We start from the raw sequence: 17622 nt of genomic DNA on the forward strand, positions 1-17622 counted from the left end.
CCCGTCGGCTATGCCGCTCACTGTGGAAGCCCTGCTTACAAAGACGTCTGCCGTAGCCGAAGCCACGAGGGTGCTCCGAGACGACCGCATGACAGAAGAGCTCCTTGAACGAGCCAAGACGCTGTACCACCGCTCCAAGCGTGAGTACGCGGGGCTCCGCCCAGCCCTCGAAGCTCAAACGGCCGGCCCGCTGTCGGCCCTCTTCTTTGAGCGCACGCTGGACGGGGAGTTCAACGCCATCGGGACGGACCTGCTCTTGGTCATTGGACTGCTACTGACGAGCTCTCGAGCGAGGGAAGCTGCCGTTGGCTTGCCGTGATTGGCTCACGGCTCCGGAGGCCGCGACCGCTTCCCTGCTCAGCGCGTCTCAGACCGCTGTACGGTCCGCGGCGGCTTCGGCGCGTCGCCGCATCATCTCCCGCTCCCGTGCCCGTCGCGCGGTGACGTCGCGGATGACCGCCCCGACGTGCGCGTCGCCGTCGGGACCGGTCAGCAGTACCACGCTGAACTCGATGGACAGGGTGCCGCCGTCCGCCGCCACGGCGGGAACCGTCAGGAGGTCCGCTTCCCCGTACTTCGTGGCCCCTCGGTCCATGGCCGTCCGAAAGCCGTCCCAATGACGTTGCCGGTGCTTCTCGGGGATGATGACGTCCAGACTGCGACCGGCCACGTCGGCCGCCGAGAACCCGAAGATGCGCTCGGCACCCCGGTTCCAATAGCGGATCAGGCCTTCACTGTCGATGATCACTATGCCGTCGGGTGCCTGGGCAGCCATCCCCAGCACCACCTCGGGATCCAGATCTTCCATGTCGCCTCCGAGCCGGGGCCATTGGTGGCGACAGTATACAGAATGCAGTGCTGGGTGAACCCTTGTGAGGCGCGGGAGATGCGGGCGCTTCAGCGGGCAGCGCGGACCCCGTCCAGGGCGACCGTCAGCACGCGGTCGCGCTGGGCGTCGTCGAGGAAGTTCGTCGCGGTGATGCCCGCGACCATGCGGAGCAGGTCGTCGAAGTCCATGTCCTCGCGCGCCTCGCCGGCCTGCTGGGCGCGGGCGAAGAGCGGGCCTCCCGCCCCGTACATCGACTCCCGGCAGGCCAGGAAGATCTCCGACTCGTTGTTGAGGGCGTCGCGGACGGCCCGCTTGGTCACCATGTACCCCGCGAACCGCCGCAGCCACGACGTCAGCGCCTCCCACGGCTCCAGGTCGGCGACCTCGTGGGCCACCCGGCAGAGGGCGTTCACCTCGTCCGCGTACACGCTCTCGAACAGGTGGCGGCGGGTCGGGAAGTTCCGGTAGAGCGTGCCGATGCCGACGCCCGCGCGGCGGGCGATGTCCTCCAGGGACGCCTCCGCGCCGTTCTCCGTGAACGCCTCGCGCGCGGCCGCCAGCAGCGCGTCGTAGTTGCGCGCGGCGTCCTTTCGGTGCGGCCGCTGGGACGCGACGATCTCGCTGACGGGGAACGGCTGGGCCGTCACTGGGGCCTCCCGGTGGGGAACGAGGTTGAAGCGGAGGTGCGCCTCCGCTACAGTGGAGGGGTACCTCCACTTTACCAGTGCGGGGTGCGTTCGCCGCGGATGCGTGCGGCCGCACGCATCACCGACGCGACAGCACCCCTAACGATGGACGGCACCCCGTACGGACGTACGGCGCCCCCATACCGACGTACGACATCCCTGTATCGACGGATCGACCTCATCGCGGGCCCTGCGCCGAGCGCACCGCCCGTCACCCACGCTCCACCCCTCCGCGACCGCCCCCGCGGCCGTCGGCGTGCTCGGCGCTGCCCCGCGGCGTCCCCGGCCCGTACGACCGCGGCGGAGATGAGCTCGGCCGCACCCCGTTTCGCTTGTTCGGAGAGGCTTTTCATGCCCCGCAAGTCCACCCGCCTCACCTTCGCGGTCCTCGCGACCGGTGCCGGCGTGTTCGCCATGCTGCAGTCGCTGATCGCACCGGCCCTGCCGACCGTTCAGCACGCGCTGCACACCTCGCAGTCCACCGCGACCTGGGTGATGACGGCGTATCTGCTGTCCGCCTCGGTCTTCACTCCGATCCTCGGCCGGGTCGGTGACCTCATCGGCAAGAAACGCACCCTCGTCGCCGTGCTCCTGGCCGTGCTGGCCGGCTGTCTGGTCGCCGCGCTCGCGCCGACCATCGGCGTGCTGATCGTCGCCCGGGTCGTCCAGGGCATCGGCGGTGCGCTGTTCCCGCTGTCCTTCGGCATCATCCGGGACGAGTTCGCCCCCGGCGAGGTGAGCGGCAGCATCAGCAACCTGTCCGCCGTGATCGCCGCCGGAGGCGGAGTCGGCATTGTGGCGGCCGGTCCCATCGTGACCGCGCTCGACTACCGCTGGCTGTTCTGGCTTCCCGTCGGCATCGTCGCGCTCACCACGCTGATCGCCCTCCGCTACGTCCCCGAGTCGCCCAGTCGGGCCGAGGGCCGCGTGAACTGGTTCGGCGCCGTCCTGCTGTCGGGCTGGCTCGTGGCCCTGCTGCTGCCGCTCAGCCAGGCGAGCCACTGGGGCTGGGGATCGGGCCGGGTGATCGGTCTGTTCGCCGCCGCCGTGCTGCTCTTCGCGCTGTGGCTGTTCGCCGAGGCGCGCTCGCACAGCCCGCTGATCGACCTGCGCATCATGCGGCTGCCCGCCGTGTGGACCACGAACGCGGCCGCGCTGCTGTTCGGCGCGGGCATGTACTCGATTTGGTCCTTCCTGCCGGGCTTCGTGCAGACGCCCCGCTCGGCCGGTTACGGCTTCGGCGCGAGCGTCACGGCGGCCGGACTACTCATGCTGCCGATGCTGATCGCGATGTTCTGCTCGGGTGTGCTCAGCGGCCGTCTGGAGCCCGTGCTCGGTGCCAAGAAGCTGCTCATCGCCGGGTCCGCGCTCGGTGCGGTCGCCTGCGGGTTCCTCGCCCTCTGGCACGACCAGCAGTGGCAAGTGGCCTTCGCGGCGGGCGTGTTCGGCCTCGGTATCGGACTGGCCTTCGCCTCGATGGCCAACCTGATCGTCGGCAGCGTCCCGGCCGCACAGACCGGTGCCGCGACCGGCATGAACGCCAACATCCGCACGATCGGCGGGTCGATCGGCGCCGCGGTGACCAGCGTTCTGGTGACCGGTCGGCTCCAGCCCTCGGGCCTGCCGTACGCCTCCGGGTACACCCACGGCTTCAGCCTGCTCGCCCTGCTCTGCCTGGCCGCCGCGCTGGCCGCGCTCCTCGTCCCTGTCCAGCGTGCGGGCCGAGTCTCCGGCACGCCCCGCGCCTCCGGCGAGGCGTCCCGTACGGAACCGGAGGCCGTCAGCACTTCGCGGTGAGTTCCGCGAACTCGTCCAACAGCGCCGCGGCGGCGGCCACGTCATCCGTGAGCGGGCGGTCCTCCATGGCCGGGTTCAAAACCGCCGCCGCGCGGGCGTACGCGTGGCCCGCCGGGGTTCCCGGAGCGGGTGCGGCGCCGCGCTGGCGCAGGGCCCGTACCGCGGCGACCAGTTCGCAGCCCAGGACCAGCCGGTACGCGTGGGCCATCCGTAGCGACTTGCGGGCCGCCTGGGTGGCGAAGCTCGCCACCTCCTCCAACCCTTGCGACAGCACCACGTGGCCGAGGGCGGCGGGGGTGGCACCCGCCTGGATCTCGGCGAGCGCCGCCGCCGCGCTGTACTCGAGGATCATCATTCCCGACCCCGCCGAGGCTTCGTCGGCCAAGTAGGAGCGCAGACCGGTCAGTTCGGGGCGGCCGAGGCCGGACAGCCGGGCCGCGGAGAGCCGGGCCGTGCCGAGAACGGCGAGGCACAGCTGGTCGAGCGCCAAGGTGAGCGGGGCGGCGAAGAAACCGCCGTGATGGTGGGCGACCGGGGCGACCAGGGCGACCGGGGCGCCCGTGGGCTCGTCCCATCCGATGAGCGGGTTCTCGGTGGCGGAGTTGAGGTCGATCGACAGTACGCGGTCCAGGCTTGCCCAGGCCTCGGTCGCGGGGCCGTGGGCCTGGGGGAAACAGCGGAAACCGAAGGGATCTTGTACGCGTGCGGACGGCGACGCCGACTGCCCCGGCGCACCGGACAACCGCTGTACGCCGGGCTCTTGCGGCCCTGACACTCCGGGTTCTCGTGGCTCCGGCGCACCGGGTTCGCGCGGCACCGGCCGCCAGGGCTCCAGCCGGTCCGGCACGCCGGGCTCCAGCCGGTCCGGCGTTCCCGGCTTCTGCCGCCCCGGCGCAGCAGACGACCGTTGCCCCGGCAGGCCGGACTCCCGCCACCCCGGCTCACCAGGCTCGCGCCGCCCCGGGACGCCGGGCTCCAGCCACTCCCGTTCGCCGGACAAACGCCGATCGGGTACCCCGAGCACCCACCGTACACAAGCCGCCGCCCGTCCGATCGCCGGATGCGGGTGGGCCCGGTGGACCTCGGGTGCGTAGGGCTCCAGGTTGCCGCCTATCGCGTGCAGCGACAGCGCTGCCACCACGTGGGCGGCGCGGAGGAGCCCGCCGAGGTCGTGACAGGCGAGCGCGGACTGGCCGAGGGTGAGGGCGTTGCTGCTCAACAGGGCCAGCGCGTCGCCGGGTTGGATCTCCGGCCGCGCAGGAAACGGCTCACCGCTGCCCGCGCCGTCCACTCCGGCCGCGCCGTCCACTCCACCCGCACCGACCCGTTGCCACAAGCCATGCCCGAAGAGCGCCAGCCCCAACTGAGCCAGTGCCGTCAGGTCGCCGGTGCCGACCGACCCGTACTCGTTGACCAGAGGATGCACCCGTGCCCGTAATGCCTCCGACAGGGCCACGGCGATCTCGGGGCGTAAACCGGAGCCCCCGGCGAGCAGTTGGTTGAGCCGCACGACCATCATCGCGCGGACCTGGCGCGCGGGCAGGGGATCGCCCACGCCGCCCGCATGGCTGAGCAGCAGCCGCAGGTCATGGCCCGCGCTGTCGCGTTCCTCGACGGCGACGCCCCGGTGCGCCCCGACACCGGTGCTGCGCCCGTACACCTGCGTGCCCTCCGCGGCCAGCCTGCGCGCAGCCCAGTGGGTGCGCTCCATCGCCTCCAGCGCCGCCGGATGCACGGTGTGAGGCAGCGCGCCGTCGGCGATCCGGGCGACCGCGCCGGCATCGAGGCCCCGACCGTCGAGGGTCGCCTCGGTGGCCGTGCCGCCGGAGGTCACATCGGCGGTGCGCTTGAGCATGACGGACGCTCTCTCCTCAGCCGTACGTCGCCAGCGCCTGACGGCAGCCGTACGTCGCCAGGGCCAGGGCCCCACGGCCGGTGCGGGCGCCCGCACCGACCGTCAGGCACCCCTCAGGCACCCCTCAAGCACCCGTCACTTCAGTCCGGCGGACGACAGCCACTCCTTCGCCACGTCGAGCGGGTCCTTGTTGCCGTCCTGCACCTGGCTGTTGAGCTTGACCAGGGTTTCGGTGTCGAGTTTCGCCGAGACGTCGTTGAGTACGGAAACTCCCGCCGCCGGGAGATCCTTCTTGAACGCCAGCGGCGTCACGTTCTCGAAGCCGAAGAGATTCTTCGGGTCCTGCAGGACCACGAACTTGTTCTTCGTGATTCCGGGGTCGGTCGTGAAAATATCCGCGGCCTGGATGTTGTTGCCCTTGAGGGCCGCCACGGTCAGCGGACCGCCCGCGTCCAGCGCCTTGAAGGATTTGAAGTCGAGACCGTATACGGACTTGAGGCCCTTGAGCCCCTGCTGCCGGGTCTGGAACTCGGGCGAACCGCCGATGACCAGGTCCTTCGCGGCGTCGGAGAGGTCGGCGATGGTCGACTTGTCCGTCAGGTTGTACTTCTTGGCCGTGGCCTCGTTGACGGCGACCGCGTCCTTGTCCTCGGCCTTGGAGGGCTCCAACAGGGTCAGTTTCGCATCGAGTTTGGCCGTGATGGCCGTGCTGGTCTCCTCGACCGTCTTGGGCGTCGCCTTGGCGTCGAGGTAGGCGAGCAGGGCCCCGTTGTACTCGGGCAGGACCGTGATCGTGCCGTTCTTGATCAGACCGTAAGTCGTCTCGCGGCTGCCGATGTTCAGCTTGTAACTGACCTTGACGCCCTTGGACTTGAGGGCCTCACCGTAGATGTCGGCGAGCAGGATGCTCTCGGGGAAGTTGTTGGAACCGACAACGACCGTGCCGCCCTTGGCGGCGCCCCCCTTCAGCGGGTCGCTCTTGCCGGAGTCGTCGGAGGAACCGCAGCCCGTCAGTGCGGCCGCGGCCACAACCAGCAGGGAAACAGCGTACGTTGCGGACGTTCTGGTGCTTCTGGTGATGGTCACGTTGGTCATCCAGACTTGGCATTGGGTGGGGCGGCGAGCGTCCTGCCCGCCGACCGTGGTGGCCGGAAGGCGCGGGTGGTGACGGTCTTCAGACGATCCAATCTAGGCCTCTCACGGACCGTCAAGACACGAATAGATCACTGATGGGGACCGTGCGGCTTCGCCCCGTGCACGCAACATGATCAATATGAGAGCGAACCCGGCGTATCCGCATGTCACTTTTTGGTTGATCATGGCCGTACTCATGCGACAGCCGCTAATGTTGGCCGCGTCGAGGGACCTGTTCCACTTGTCGGCCTGGGCGCGCCGTCGCGACCGTGCGATCCGATCCACTCAGCCCGGTCAGCGGGCTTCCAACGGGGAACGAAGTCAAGGAGGTTGGGTGCCCGCGCACAGAAAAGCCGCCCCGGAGCAGCCGTCCACGGCTCCCCGAACCGTCCGGAAGCCCTCTCTCCTGGACCGTTGGCCTTTCCGCCGCAAACTCAACGTGCTGGTGATCGTCCCGCTCGCGATCGTCTCGGCGATGGTCTCCTACATCGTCTACTCCGAGATCGACCGGGCCCGCACCGCCGCCGACACCGCCCAACTCGTGCGGGACAGCGCCCAGGTGACCAAGCTCATCGACGGTGTGCAGACCGAGCACCGGCAGGCACTCCTCGTCTCCCTGCACCACGAGGCCGCCCGCTCCGGCGACAGCCCGCCTGATACCTCCGCCTACCTTCAGGCGCAGCAGAAGGTCAGCACCCAGATCGAGGCCGTCCGGTCGACCTACGGCGACCGGCTGCCCGACGCCGAGGCCCAGGCGCTCAAGGAGCTGGAGGGCCTGGACAGCCTCCGCAAAACCGTGGAACAGGGCCCCATCCCCGCCGACAACATCGACCCCGCGTACGGATCGGTGATCGAGGGCCTCATCAACGGCCTCGGGCTCGGCCAGTCAGGGAGTGAGTCGTCGTCGTCCGCGGGCAATCTGCTCGACGCGCTGCTGCGGGCCGACACCGCGCACGCCTCCTTCGAGACCAGCGTCTTCGCCGCGCGCACCCGGGACCCCAACGCGCTCATCGAGTTCACCGGCGCTGTCGGCGACTACGAGCAGTACACCTACCAGGCCGAGCGGTTCACCCGGTTCGCCAGCCAGGAACAGGGCGCCGACCTCGCCGGGATCGAACACAGCCCCTACCAGAGCGTCATCGGCCAGCACTGGGCCGCGCTCCAGGTCGACCCCAGCGGTCTGGTGGCCGAGAACGCGGCGCAGCAGCGCGTCGCCCTCGACGACGCGCTGCGCGCCGATCCCACCTACGAGCGCCAGGCCCAGAATCGGCTGAAGATCACCCAGACGCTCATCGGTGAGATCGCCGCCGACACTCAGGACGCCTCCAACAGCGTCTGGTGGGAGGTGGCTTGGCTGATCGCCGTCAACCTGTTCGCCTTCGGTGCCTGGATCCTGTTCTCCGTGCTGATGCGCCGCTCCGTGGTGCGGACCGTGCGGACCCTCACCGAGGCGGCCCAGCACGTGGCCACCGCGGCCGAGACGGAACTGGCCCGGGTCGCGGACGACGACGCCGACGACGCGAGCCCGCCGCGCCTCGAAGCCGTACCCGTGCCGGTGCGCGACGAGATCGGTGAACTCGCTGAGGCCTTCAACCAGGTTCAGGTCACCGCGACCGCCCTGCTGGAGCGCCAGGTCATCAGCCGTCGCAACATCGCCGAGATGTTCGGCAACGTCGGTCGCCGCGTCAGTAACCTGACGGCCCGTCAACTCGCGCTGATCGACTCGGTGGAGCGCGGCGAGACCGATCCCGAGGTACTGGACCGGCTCTACCGCATCGACCACATCGCCGTACGTCTCCAGCGCAACGCCGACAGCCTGATGCTGCTCGCCGGGATCAGCGAGACGGGACTCAACACCGAACCCATGCGGCTCAGCAACATCGTCCGCGCCGCGCTCGGGCAGATCGAGGGCTACCAGCGCGTCACTCCGCACGCCGAGGGCGATGTCACCGTCGCCCCCGACATCGTCGGTGATCTGACGCTGATGCTCGCGGAACTGCTGGAGAACGCGGTGATGTTCTCCCCGGCGACCAGCGGCGTCGAAGTGGTCCTGCGCCCCCGGCACGGGGTCGGCGGCGCCCTCGTCGAGATCATCGACCACGGGCTCGGGATGAGCCCCGAGCGGCTGGAGCAGGAGAACGCCCGCCTCATCCGCCGTGAACGGCTCGACCTGGCGCCGACGGAGGTCCTCGGCCTGTTCGTGGTCGGCGGACTGTCCCGGCGCTGGGGCATCGAAGTCGTTCTGTCCCGCACCCCGGGCGGGGGCGTCACGGCCACCGTCGCGGTCCCCGCGTCCCACCTCCTGCTCACCGACCCGGCCCAGGCCGCGGCGCGGGCCCCGCACATCCTGCCGCCCGCCCGCCATGCCGGCACCCGCGAGCCGCGCCCCGCGCGGGTCGAGTCGCCGCCCGGGCCCTCGGGCCTGCCGCGCAGGATTCCCGCGCGCTCCCGGGGCGGGGAGTCGCCCGGCCACGCGCGCGAGAACGAACGCGTGGTGGCCACGCGCGGCGAGGACGTCAGGGGTCACACCCCGAACGGCCACGACACACTCCCGTCCAGGCCGAACGGCCCCGGGGCACCGATAGCTGGTACGTCATCGGAGGCACCGTGGCGCACGGGCGCCGAGGCACGTGAGACAACAGGCCGCGGTACGCCCACGGGTGCGGCCGGCGGCGTCGGCCCGCGGCCCGGCAACGCCACCGACGGCGGCTCCGGTACGGCAGCTCCGTCGAGGCCCGGCCAGACCGGTCCGCTGCGGCGCCGGGTGCGGGGTGCGACCCTGTCGGCCACCACCGCCTCCAGCCGTCAGCCCGAGCGGACCGTCACGAGCCCGCCGCGGCCGCCCGCCTGGCAGCCCACGGACGCGGAGGCGGCACGCTCCGAGATCGACGAGTTCGAGGCCGCCGTCCTGCGGGCCGAGCGCGAGAGCGCGGCCGAGAGCCGGACCACCGGGGCGACCCGACCGGGACCGGGGGGCCGGTCCGGCGCCCCGGCCGATTCCAGCACAGAGAACAGCAGACCCTCATCCCCGGAAGGCATGAGCACGTGACCATGTGGACAGGCGAGCCGGAGTCCCGAGCGGCGGAACCGGTGACGGACGTGAAGGCCGCCGCTGCCGACTTCAATTGGCTGCTCAATCGATTCGCCACCGAGACGGCCGGGGTCGTCGACGTGATCGGCGTCTCCTCCGACGGACTGCTCATCGCGGTGTCCCAACTGCGCGGACAGGCGGACTCGGAGAGGCTCGCGGCGATCGTCTCCGGCATCACCAGCCTGGCCATGGGCGCGTCCGGCAACTACGGCCTCGGCGGTCTGAACAAGGTCATCATCGACCTGGAGGAAGGGCACGTCCTGGTGTCGGCGCTCGGCGCCGGCGCGGTGCTCGGCGTGGTCGCCTCCAAGGAGGCGAAGCTCGGCAACATCGCGTACGAGATGACCCTGTTCGCCAACCGGGCCGGTGCGGTCCTCAGCCCGCAGCTGGTCATGGAGCTGAAGAACACCGTGGGCATCGCCCCGACCGGTTGACGTCCGACGGGGCGTCATATGACCGGTGACGGCCCGCGAAGCGAAGGGGGAGGACGTGATGACGGCCGGCGAGCCAGCAGCCACCGACGACGCCGGGTGGGAAGTGGAACCCCCCGCGTCGGTCGTCCGGCCCTTCCTGCTGACCGCGGGGCGGATCGCCGGCGGCGACAGTCTCGTACCGCCGATCCCGATCGAGACGCAGGTGGTCGCGACCGAACTGGGGCTGGCAGCACTGGACGCCTTCGTCTTCGAACAGCACCGTGACATCATCACGGTCTGCCGCCAGCCGCAGTCGCTGGCGGAGATCGCGGCGAAACTGCGGATGCACTTGAATGTGATCCGGGTGCTCGCCGACGATCTGCGCGCCGACGGTCAACTGGCCCTGTACGCACCGCAGGCCCACTCAAACCGCGATGTCACCGTATTGCGAAGGGTTATCGATGGTCTCCGAGCTATCCCCGACTCCCGGGGCGCGATCCGTGAGGGCTGACACCGAGGGGCCCCGGCCGCCGCTGCCGGTGAAGATGGTGATCGCGGGCGGCTTCGGCGTGGGCAAGACCACCACGGTGGGCGCCATTTCCGAGATAGAGCCGCTGACCACCGAGGCGTCCATCACCTCGGTCGCCGCAGGCGTCGACGACCTCACGCACACCCCGGAGAAGATGACGACCACCGTCGCCATGGACTTCGGCTGCGTCACCCTCGACCCGACCCTGAAGCTCTATCTGTTCGGGACCCCGGCCAGGAGCGCTTCGGGTTCATGTGGGACGACCTCGTCGAGGGCGCGCTCGGCGGACTCGTCATCGTCGACACCCGTCGGCTCGACGACTGCTACACGGCCGTCGACTACTTCGAGCACCGCGAGATCCCCTTCGCGGTGGCCGTCAATGCCTTCGACGGCAAGGTCGAACACGATCTGGACGACGTACGGTGGGCCCTCGACGTCGCCGACCACGTGCCCCTCACCGTGTTCGACGCGCGCGAACGCGGCTCCGTACGGGACGCGCTCCTCGTCGTCCTCGAGCACGCGCTGGCCACAGCCGAGCGGTGAAGCGGGGACGGGCCCAGGACCCGTCCCCCTTCGATACGGCCGTCAGGCCGCCCGGCGCCTGCGCACTCCCGGGGACACCGCCAGCCGGGCCACGGCCCAGAAGAGCACCAGGACGAGCAGGGCGAGCACGGCGGTGAGGGTGGCCCCGCCCACCACCTTCTCGTAGTTGCGCTGGTAGAGGCCGTCCACGATGTAGCGGCCGACCCCGCCGAGGCTCACATAGGCCGCGATCGTCGCCGTCGACACGATCTGGATCGCCGCCGAGCGCAGTCCGCTGAGGATCAGTGGCAACGCCGCCGGGACCTCGACCTGGAACAGGATCTTCCCCTCCGACATGCCCATGCCGCGGGCGGCGTCCACGGGGGAGGGGTCCACGGTGCGGATCGCCTCGTAGGTGGTGATGAGCACTGGGGGGACCGCCAGTACCACGAGCGGGATCATCACAGGCAGGATGCCGAGCCCGAGCCAGACGAACATCAGCACCAGCAGCCCGAAGGTCGGCAGGGCCCGGGCCCCCGCCGACACGAAGGCCAGCGCGTTGCCGCCGCGGCCGGTGTGTCCGGTGACCAGGCCGATGGGCAGACCGATGGCCGCGGCGATCGCGAGGGCCCCGGTGGAGTACTGGAGGTGCTCCCAGACGCGCTGCGGGATGCCGTCGTAGCCGTGCCAGTGGGAGCCGTCGCTGAAGAACGACTGGATGAAATTGAGTACGTTCACGACACGCTCTCCGGGGTGCGGGCGGTGGCCGCGATCGTGGCCGTACGGCCCTTGGTCCTGCGGCTGGACGGCGGCTGCCAGGGGGTGAGCACCCGGCGCAGCAGCACCAGCAGGGCGTCGACCAGCACCGCGAGGACGGCGGTGGTCACCACCGAGTTCACCGCGAGGACCGGCCGGTGGTACAGCATCGCGGTGGTCAGCAGATTGCCGAGCGCCCCCTGGTTGCCGATCAGCGCGCCGACGCTGACCAGGCTGATGCTGGAGGCGGTCGCCACCCGCAGTCCGGCCATGATCGCCGGTACGGCGATGGGGAGTTGGACCTGGAGGTAGCGGCGGCCGGGACCGATGCCCATCGCCGCAGCGGCGGCGTTCGTCTCCTCGGGGACCGAGCGGATGCCGTCGACGACCGCGGGGACGAGGATCACCAGGCTGTACAGGCACAGCGGGATCATCACGGTGAGCCGGCTCAGCCCCGTGTAGTCGATGAGCACCACGAAGAAGGCGAGCGACGGGATCGCGTACAGCACCGTGGTGACCCAAAGGACCGGCGGGTAGAGCCAGTTGAACCGGACGCACAGCAGGCCGATGGGCAGCGCCAGCAGCAGACCGACCAGCACCGGGATCAGGGCCTCCTGCATGTGCCAGGAGATCAGACCGAGATAGCTGTTCTGGAGGTCGCTCGGAATGTCGAAGAAGCCGTTCATCGCGCGGCCTTCAGGTGGGACGGGCCCTGCGGGGAGTCCGACGGGCCCTGTGGGGAGTCCGCGGCCCGTCGCTGCCGGGCCACGCGGATCGCCGCCGCGATCGTCTCCTGGTCGGCGACGCCCAGCACCTGCCCCGCCCCGTCCACGGCGACCGCCTGGCCGGTGGGCGACAGCACCGCCCGGTCCAGCGCGACCCGCAGCGAGTCCCGGCCCACCTCGAAGCTCTGCCCGTACGGCTCCAGAGCCTGAACGTCACCGCCCCACACGCTGAGGTCCGCCCAGCCCAGCGGCTTGCCGCCGGCGTCGGTCACCAGCACCGACGACCGCTCTCCGCCCCGACCGGCGATCTCCTGCCAGTCGGAGCCGACCGGGAAGACCCGGGAGCGGTCGAGTGCGAGCTCGCGGGTGGACAGGAACGACAGACCGCGGATACCCCGGTCGGCGCCCAGGAACTCCTCCACGAACGAGTCGGCGGGCGACGACAACAACTCGTCGGGGGCGGCGAATTGGGCCAGGTGGCCGCCGGTGCGCATCACGGCGATGCGGTCGCCGATCGTGATGGCCTCGTCCATGTCATGGGTGACGAACACGATCGCCTTGCCGAGTTCGCCCTGGATGCGGAGCAACTCCTCCTGGAGGCCCCGGCGGACGACCGGGTCGACCGCGGAGAACGGCTCGTCCATGAGCAGGATCGGCGGGTCCGACGCCAGCGCGCGGGCGACGCCGACACGCTGCTGCTGGCCGCCGGACAGTTGGTACGGATAGCGGCGGGCCATGCCCGGGTCGAGACCGACCCGCTCCATGAGCTCGGCGGCACGGGCGCGGGCCCGCTGCTTGGACCAGCCGAGCAGCCGCGGCACCGTGGCGATGTTGTCGAGGACCGTGCGGTGCTGGAAGAGACCCGCGTTCTGGATGACGTAACCCATGGAACGGCGCAGGGCGTTGACCGGCTGGCGCAGGATGTCCTCGCCGTTGACCCGGATCGTGCCGCTGCTCGGCTCGACCATGCGGTTGATCATGCGCAGCGTGGTGGTCTTGCCGCAGCCCGAGGGTCCGACGAGAACGGTGATGGAGTGGTTCGGTATCTGGAGGGACAGGCGATCGACGGCCACCGTGCCGTCGGCGTATCGCTTGCTGACATCTTCGATGGCTATCAAGCGTCGAAACCCTTCGGGAACGGCTTTGCTCGTACGTGGCGGGATCGCGTGTACGAGGGTGCGTAGTCTAGCCAGTTGATGTTCGTTCGCGGTCGCCGCAGGTTACGGATTGCGAGCGTGGTCCGGTGTCGTGATGCGCAGGTGGCGGACAGAGTGGCTGCGCGGATCAGCGCGAGCCTCGAACGGCTCGTGGAGTCCGACGAGGCGACGAGCTCTTCTTCGGCCTGCCGTGGCCGAACCTCGCACTATGGGTACTCGGCCGCTGGGCCACTCCGGCCTGGGCGAGCAGGCGTACGGGGATCGGGGCGGCCGAGGTCCTGGGGGCGCTCGGCCTGATCCTCCCAGCTGCGCCGGACATCGCGTCCGTCCTGGCGGGCTGGGGCCGCCTCGGCTCGTACGTCTTGAGAGGCTCGTACGCCATCCCATACGCGGGCGGCGCGGTACCCGCCACCCACCCCCTTCTTTTCGTACTCTTCTTCCTATTTCTCCCCTCATCTCTGGAGGCACATCATGCGCGCACTGAACGTTCCCGCCGCCGGGCAGCAGCCCGAGGTGTCCGACCTGCCCGTGCCGGTGCCCGGCGAGGGCACCGTCCTGATCAAGGTGAAGGCCGCCTCGCTCAACGCCATCGACAACGTGCTGGCCGCCGGGATGATGGCGGAGATGATGCCGCACGAGTACCCACTGGTCGTCGGCCGGGACGCGGCCGGTGTGGTGGAGTCGGTCGGCGCCGGCGTCGACCATGTGAAGCCCGGCGACGAGGTCTTCGGGCACATCCTGCTGGCCCCGCCGATCCAGGCCGGGACGGTCGCCGAGTACGCGGTCCTGCCCGCGGCCGCCGTCGCCCTCAAGCCCGCCGGGATCGACTTCACCACCGCCGCGGCCCTGCCGCTGGCCGGTGCGACCGCGCTTGCCGCGGTCGATGCTGTGGCCGCCGAGTCCGGCCAGAGCGTGCTGGTCGTCGGCGCCGGGGGAGGGGTCGGCACGTACGCGGTCCAGCTGCTCGCCGCGCGCGGCGTCACCGTCGTCGCCACCGCCCGGCCCAGCGACACCGACCGGCTCATCGGCCTGGGGGCCACCACGGTCGTCGACTACACCACCGGCGATGTCGCCGACCAGGTGCGCGTCGCGTACCCCGAGGGCGTCGACGCCCTCATCGACCTCGTCTCGCACAGCGCGGACGGCCTGCCGCTGGACGTGGTCCGCAAGGGCGGCAAGGTCTCCTCCACCCTCGGTGCCGCGGACGAGCGGGTGCTCGCCGCCGCGGGCCTCACCGGCGCCAACGTCAACGGAGGCCCGGTGCGCCAGGTCATCGCCCCGCTCGCCGAGCAGCTGGCCGCCGGCACGCTCAAGGCCGATGTCAACACCGTCCTGCCGCTGGAGCGTTCGGCCGAAGGCCTGGCCACACTGGCCTCCCGTACCGCCCGCGGCAAGATCGTCATCACCGTCGCCGACTGACCGACGGGCGCGACGTTTTCCGCCGCCTTACGCGGGGGTGTGAGCGGGGCGGACGTCGGCCGGGCCCATGCGCTCGGCGCGCAGGACGCGGAGGTGCAGCGCGGCCCATGCGCGGTAGGGCCGCCAGTTCTCGGAGACCTCGGTGAGGTGGTGGCCGGGGCCGTACTGCTCGGTGATCTCCGCCTCCAGCCGGCGTTCCTGGCTCGGCAGGGTGTCCGGGTGGCCCGCGCCGCGTATGACGACGAGCTCGGCGGAGAAAACGCCCAGCCCCTTGACCTGCTGGACCTGGCGCACCGCCTCCTGGGGGTTCAGGGTGCGCAGCCAGGCCCCGTCGAGGAGCCCGTCGAGCGCGGCGTACGCCACGGAGTGCAGGTACTCGGTCTTGCGCCAGGGCAGTTCGACGTCCAGGCCGAGCAGGGCCTCGGGGGAGGGGAACGCGCCGCCGGTGCCGTAGCGGGCGACGAGTTCGGCGCGCATACGCCTGGCCGAGGTCATCCCCGTGCGCTGGGTCAACACCGCCCAGGCAGCGGCCTCGTACGGCGAGTGGAAGCCGCACGGGCGCAGGCCGGGCCAGCGGGCCTGGACCTTTGCGATCACGGGGTCGCGCTCGGCGACCGCGGGCCAGCCGCGGGCGTCGATGTCCAGGGACAGGAAGCGGCGCACCTGCTCGGCGGCGGCGTCCAGGTCGCCGTCGCCGGTCACCACGACGTGCGCCGTGGTGCCGTACTGGGTGACCTCCGCGGCGACACGGCGCCAGTCGGCGTCGGCGTGGAAGACCGTGCGCAGCGCCCCGTCGGCACCCGCCGCCGCGGCCGGCCCCAGCGGAGCGAACTCCTCCCAGAACTCCCGGCTCGCGTCCAGTGACCAGGGACCGACCACCTCGAATGCGACCGCGTGCTGCGCCATGCCCAACCTCCTGCTCAGGACACCGGCACGCGCGGACGGACGGAGAGGCCTCCGGCGCCGGTTCACTGTCTTCTGTGCACCCCACCTTGGGCTGAATACCTGACAACCTCCGTCAAGTATTTCCGCGAGCGCCGCCGCGGTGACCGTCAGGACGTACGCACCCGGCGCCCTGGAAGGCAGGATGCTCGCCGAGGCGGCGCACGTAGTCGCGGAGGCGGCTGTGCCGGGAGAGGGGGTCGGTTGTGTCGAGGTGGGTGAGTGCCACCCAGAGGTCCACGTCCGCCGCTGTCAGCTCCTCGCTCAAGACGTAGGTACAAGTGGCGAGTTGACAGTCCAGTACATCCAGCGTCGCCGATCGGGCCTCCGGCCGTGCGGTCGATGTCACGTCCCGGTCGAGGAGTTCGCGCAGGGCGTCGATGTCCGCGGCGAGGGCCGGCGGGTGCAGCGCGGGGGCGCAGGTTCCGTCGTGGCCCCTCGGTAGGTCCGCGAGGTCACGAAGGATGTCGGGGGTGTGATTGCTGACGATGCGTCCGCTCCAGCGGTCGCACAGCGCGGGCGCGGTCAGCGGGCCCTCGTAGTGGTGCCAGGTGGCCTCGTAGGCGCGGCGCAGCGAGGCGAACGCGTCAGGTGTTTCGGCGGGGAGCGCCAGGGTCGTGGTGGTGACCGAGTCCTTGAGGCCGAGCAGGTCGAGGGTGATGGCCAGGCGCAGCGAGCGCGGACAGCCTTCGGAGAGATACAGCTGATAGCGGTGCGGGGCCGGGTAGAAACCACCGGCGGCGCCGACGCCGATACGGCTGCGGATGGCGTGCGGGCGAGTGGACACGGACGGTCCGGCGCCCCAGGGGCGAGCGCTTGACGGAGAATCAACTGGGCTCGGGGCGGGAGAGGTTGAGGAGCAGGTGCCTGCACTTGGCGCGTGCGAGCTGGTGGTGGCGGCGCTGGTGGCGCACGTGCCTGCGGTGCCTGTGTTCGAGGCGCGCGAAACTGTCTTGGGCATGACTCTCCATGGGAACGACGAAGCCCCGGCCGCCTCGTGGGCGGCAGCGGCGGAACGGAGTGACTGCGCTTGCGTACCGGCACGAAGCGGCCGGACTAGTACGCGCTGGAGACCCGCAACAAGTCGATGTGCAGACGTCTCGTCAGGTAGTTCCTGGGCATTCCCACCGGTCCGCCTCCAGGGCCCGCGAGTTGCGAGACCGCGCTTGCCCCGCCGCACCGGCGGGACCCGGTCGTCACCCGGGGCACCCCGTCGCGGTGGAAGGGTTGCCTGTCAGCGGGCCGGGGCCGATGACCGCGTCGCGCGGGAGAATCCGCGGGGACGAGGCGCTGACAATCGTGACCGTCCCCGCCAGTGTCGGCGCGCTCCCCGAAGGCGTCAAGGACGCCTGTACGCGGTCTCACCAGGTGGTCATCCGGGCCGGAACACGTTGACATTGGTTTCCGCGCGTGCCTAACTTACGCCGCAGATCGGTCATGAGTGTCAGCGAAAAAGCCCTGGCTCGCTGGCCGGCAACCCTCGCGACGCGGTGGGGTGCCCCAGGTGACGACCGGACCGGAAGACTTTCGGTAAGCGCGAGCCGCCCACGGGCGGCAACAGTGACGGAGACGGCGATGGACGCAGCTTGGAAGGCCGCACGGCGGCCCCGCGGCTGCGTCCTGCTGTGCGCGAACCGCTGTGTCGATCTGCTCCGCGTCAACAGTGCCCTGTGTACCGCTTCGGGCTGTGCCCGCTGTCAAGGCTGACGGCGTTCTGAATCCCTGACGCGCACCGCCGCCGCGGTGTGCCCTCTGCCCGCCCAGCCC

General features: G+C 70.7%; 15 protein-coding genes, 1 pseudogene and 2 riboswitches. Of the genes and pseudogenes, 7 read left to right on the plus strand and 9 right to left on the minus strand.

What is annotated here, in order from left to right; all coding sequences use genetic code 11:
- Positions 1 to 22: 22 nt before the first annotated feature.
- A complete protein-coding gene (locus tag ACFY0T_RS17545; RefSeq protein ID WP_388870666.1) occupies positions 23 to 319 on the plus strand; it encodes a hypothetical protein in 297 nt (98 codons plus the stop codon).
- Between the two features lie 48 nt (positions 320 to 367).
- Here the strand turns inward: ACFY0T_RS17545 and ACFY0T_RS17550 are convergent, their stop codons facing one another.
- Both ACFY0T_RS17550 and ACFY0T_RS17555 read right to left on the minus strand, forming a co-directional pair.
- Positions 368 to 808: a PAS domain S-box protein gene (locus ACFY0T_RS17550; RefSeq protein WP_388870669.1), complete on the minus strand. Its 441-nt coding sequence runs from the start codon at positions 806 to 808 to the stop codon at positions 368 to 370.
- An 89-nt stretch (positions 809 to 897) separates the two neighbouring features.
- Complete coding sequence (locus tag ACFY0T_RS17555) at positions 898 to 1476, minus strand: TetR/AcrR family transcriptional regulator (RefSeq protein WP_388870671.1); 579 nt, start codon at positions 1474 to 1476, stop codon at positions 898 to 900.
- A gap of 390 nt (positions 1477 to 1866) precedes the next feature.
- Here ACFY0T_RS17555 and ACFY0T_RS17560 point away from each other — a divergent pair, with 390 nt between their 5' ends.
- Positions 1867 to 3312 carry an MFS transporter gene (locus ACFY0T_RS17560; protein WP_388870674.1) on the plus strand — a complete coding sequence of 482 codons (1446 nt, stop codon included), beginning with the start codon at positions 1867 to 1869 and terminating at the stop codon, positions 3310 to 3312.
- On the opposite strand, the gene ACFY0T_RS17565 is transcribed toward ACFY0T_RS17560, so the two are convergent.
- Together ACFY0T_RS17565 and ACFY0T_RS17570 are read right to left on the minus strand one after the other, a co-directional pair.
- A complete protein-coding gene (locus ACFY0T_RS17565; RefSeq protein WP_388870677.1) occupies positions 3296 to 5167 on the minus strand; it encodes an aromatic amino acid lyase in 1872 nt (623 codons plus the stop codon). The genes ACFY0T_RS17560 and ACFY0T_RS17565 overlap by 17 nt on opposite strands.
- Positions 5168 to 5302: 135 nt before the next feature.
- Complete coding sequence (locus tag ACFY0T_RS17570) at positions 5303 to 6262, minus strand: glycine betaine ABC transporter substrate-binding protein (RefSeq protein ID WP_388870680.1); 960 nt, start codon at positions 6260 to 6262, stop codon at positions 5303 to 5305.
- 373 nt (positions 6263 to 6635) lie between these two features.
- Here ACFY0T_RS17570 and ACFY0T_RS17575 point away from each other — a divergent pair, with 373 nt between their 5' ends.
- The 4 genes and pseudogenes from ACFY0T_RS17575 to ACFY0T_RS17590 all read left to right on the plus strand — a co-directional run bounded on the left by ACFY0T_RS17575 (position 6636) and on the right by ACFY0T_RS17590 (position 10877).
- Entirely contained in the window at positions 6636 to 9350 is a 2715-nt protein-coding gene (locus tag ACFY0T_RS17575; RefSeq protein WP_388870683.1) for an ATP-binding protein, read from the plus strand.
- A 2-nt stretch (positions 9351 to 9352) separates the two neighbouring features.
- Positions 9353 to 9826: a roadblock/LC7 domain-containing protein gene (locus tag ACFY0T_RS17580; RefSeq protein WP_388871515.1), complete on the plus strand. Its 474-nt coding sequence runs from the start codon at positions 9353 to 9355 to the stop codon at positions 9824 to 9826.
- 58 nt (positions 9827 to 9884) lie between these two features.
- Complete coding sequence (locus ACFY0T_RS17585) at positions 9885 to 10316, plus strand: DUF742 domain-containing protein (protein ID WP_388871518.1); 432 nt, start codon at positions 9885 to 9887, stop codon at positions 10314 to 10316.
- A pseudogene (locus ACFY0T_RS17590) lies at positions 10267 to 10877 on the plus strand (ATP/GTP-binding protein). The gene ACFY0T_RS17585 and the pseudogene ACFY0T_RS17590 overlap by 50 nt, the downstream one beginning before the upstream one ends.
- Positions 10878 to 10919: 42 nt before the next feature.
- Here the strand turns inward: ACFY0T_RS17590 and ACFY0T_RS17595 are convergent.
- The 3 genes from ACFY0T_RS17595 to ACFY0T_RS17605 are packed head-to-tail and all read right to left on the minus strand — an operon-like array spanning position 10920 to position 13455.
- Positions 10920 to 11594 carry an ABC transporter permease gene (locus ACFY0T_RS17595; protein ID WP_388870685.1) on the minus strand — a complete coding sequence of 225 codons (675 nt, stop codon included), beginning with the start codon at positions 11592 to 11594 and terminating at the stop codon, positions 10920 to 10922.
- Entirely contained in the window at positions 11591 to 12298 is a 708-nt protein-coding gene (locus tag ACFY0T_RS17600) for an ABC transporter permease (RefSeq protein ID WP_388870687.1), read from the minus strand. The genes ACFY0T_RS17595 and ACFY0T_RS17600 overlap by 4 nt, the downstream gene beginning before the upstream one ends.
- A complete protein-coding gene (locus ACFY0T_RS17605; RefSeq protein WP_388870690.1) occupies positions 12295 to 13455 on the minus strand; it encodes an ABC transporter ATP-binding protein in 1161 nt (386 codons plus the stop codon). The genes ACFY0T_RS17600 and ACFY0T_RS17605 overlap by 4 nt, the downstream gene beginning before the upstream one ends.
- Positions 13456 to 13965: 510 nt before the next feature.
- Between ACFY0T_RS17605 and ACFY0T_RS17610 the strand changes: the two genes are divergently transcribed.
- Positions 13966 to 14913 carry an NADP-dependent oxidoreductase gene (locus ACFY0T_RS17610; protein WP_388870693.1) on the plus strand — a complete coding sequence of 316 codons (948 nt, stop codon included), beginning with the start codon at positions 13966 to 13968 and terminating at the stop codon, positions 14911 to 14913.
- 27 nt (positions 14914 to 14940) lie between these two features.
- Here ACFY0T_RS17610 and ACFY0T_RS17615 read toward each other — a convergent pair whose 3' ends face one another.
- Both ACFY0T_RS17615 and ACFY0T_RS17620 read right to left on the minus strand, forming a co-directional pair.
- Positions 14941 to 15819: a DNA-3-methyladenine glycosylase family protein gene (locus ACFY0T_RS17615; protein ID WP_388870696.1), complete on the minus strand. Its 879-nt coding sequence runs from the start codon at positions 15817 to 15819 to the stop codon at positions 14941 to 14943.
- 112 nt (positions 15820 to 15931) lie between these two features.
- Positions 15932 to 16642 carry a cell envelope biogenesis protein OmpA gene (locus ACFY0T_RS17620; RefSeq protein WP_388870699.1) on the minus strand — a complete coding sequence of 237 codons (711 nt, stop codon included), beginning with the start codon at positions 16640 to 16642 and terminating at the stop codon, positions 15932 to 15934.
- A gap of 370 nt (positions 16643 to 17012) precedes the next feature.
- A riboswitch (SAM riboswitch) is annotated at positions 17013 to 17160 on the minus strand.
- Between the two features lie 128 nt (positions 17161 to 17288).
- Positions 17289 to 17398: riboswitch (SAM riboswitch) on the plus strand.
- Positions 17399 to 17622 lie beyond the last annotated feature (224 nt).

Source organism: Streptomyces sp. NPDC001530 (assembly GCF_042894545.1).
In the GTDB taxonomy this organism is placed as follows: domain Bacteria; phylum Actinomycetota; class Actinomycetes; order Streptomycetales; family Streptomycetaceae; genus Streptomyces.

Excerpts from the sequence above, each read along its gene's own strand:
- ACFY0T_RS17550 (WP_388870669.1), bottom strand. The coding sequence starts at position 808 with ATGGAAGATCTGGATCCCGAGGTGGTGCTGGGGATGGCTGCCCAGGCA.
- ACFY0T_RS17560 (WP_388870674.1), top strand. The coding sequence starts at position 1,867 with ATGCCCCGCAAGTCCACCCGCCTCACCTTCGCGGTCCTCGCGACCGGT.
- ACFY0T_RS17565 (WP_388870677.1), bottom strand. The coding sequence starts at position 5,167 with ATGCTCAAGCGCACCGCCGATGTGACCTCCGGCGGCACGGCCACCGAG.
- ACFY0T_RS17570 (WP_388870680.1), bottom strand. The coding sequence starts at position 6,262 with ATGACCAACGTGACCATCACCAGAAGCACCAGAACGTCCGCAACGTAC.
- ACFY0T_RS17580 (WP_388871515.1), top strand. The coding sequence starts at position 9,353 with ATGTGGACAGGCGAGCCGGAGTCCCGAGCGGCGGAACCGGTGACGGAC.
- ACFY0T_RS17585 (WP_388871518.1), top strand. The coding sequence starts at position 9,885 with ATGACGGCCGGCGAGCCAGCAGCCACCGACGACGCCGGGTGGGAAGTG.
- ACFY0T_RS17600 (WP_388870687.1), bottom strand. The coding sequence starts at position 12,298 with ATGAACGGCTTCTTCGACATTCCGAGCGACCTCCAGAACAGCTATCTC.
- ACFY0T_RS17610 (WP_388870693.1), top strand. The coding sequence starts at position 13,966 with ATGCGCGCACTGAACGTTCCCGCCGCCGGGCAGCAGCCCGAGGTGTCC.
- ACFY0T_RS17615 (WP_388870696.1), bottom strand. The coding sequence starts at position 15,819 with ATGGCGCAGCACGCGGTCGCATTCGAGGTGGTCGGTCCCTGGTCACTG.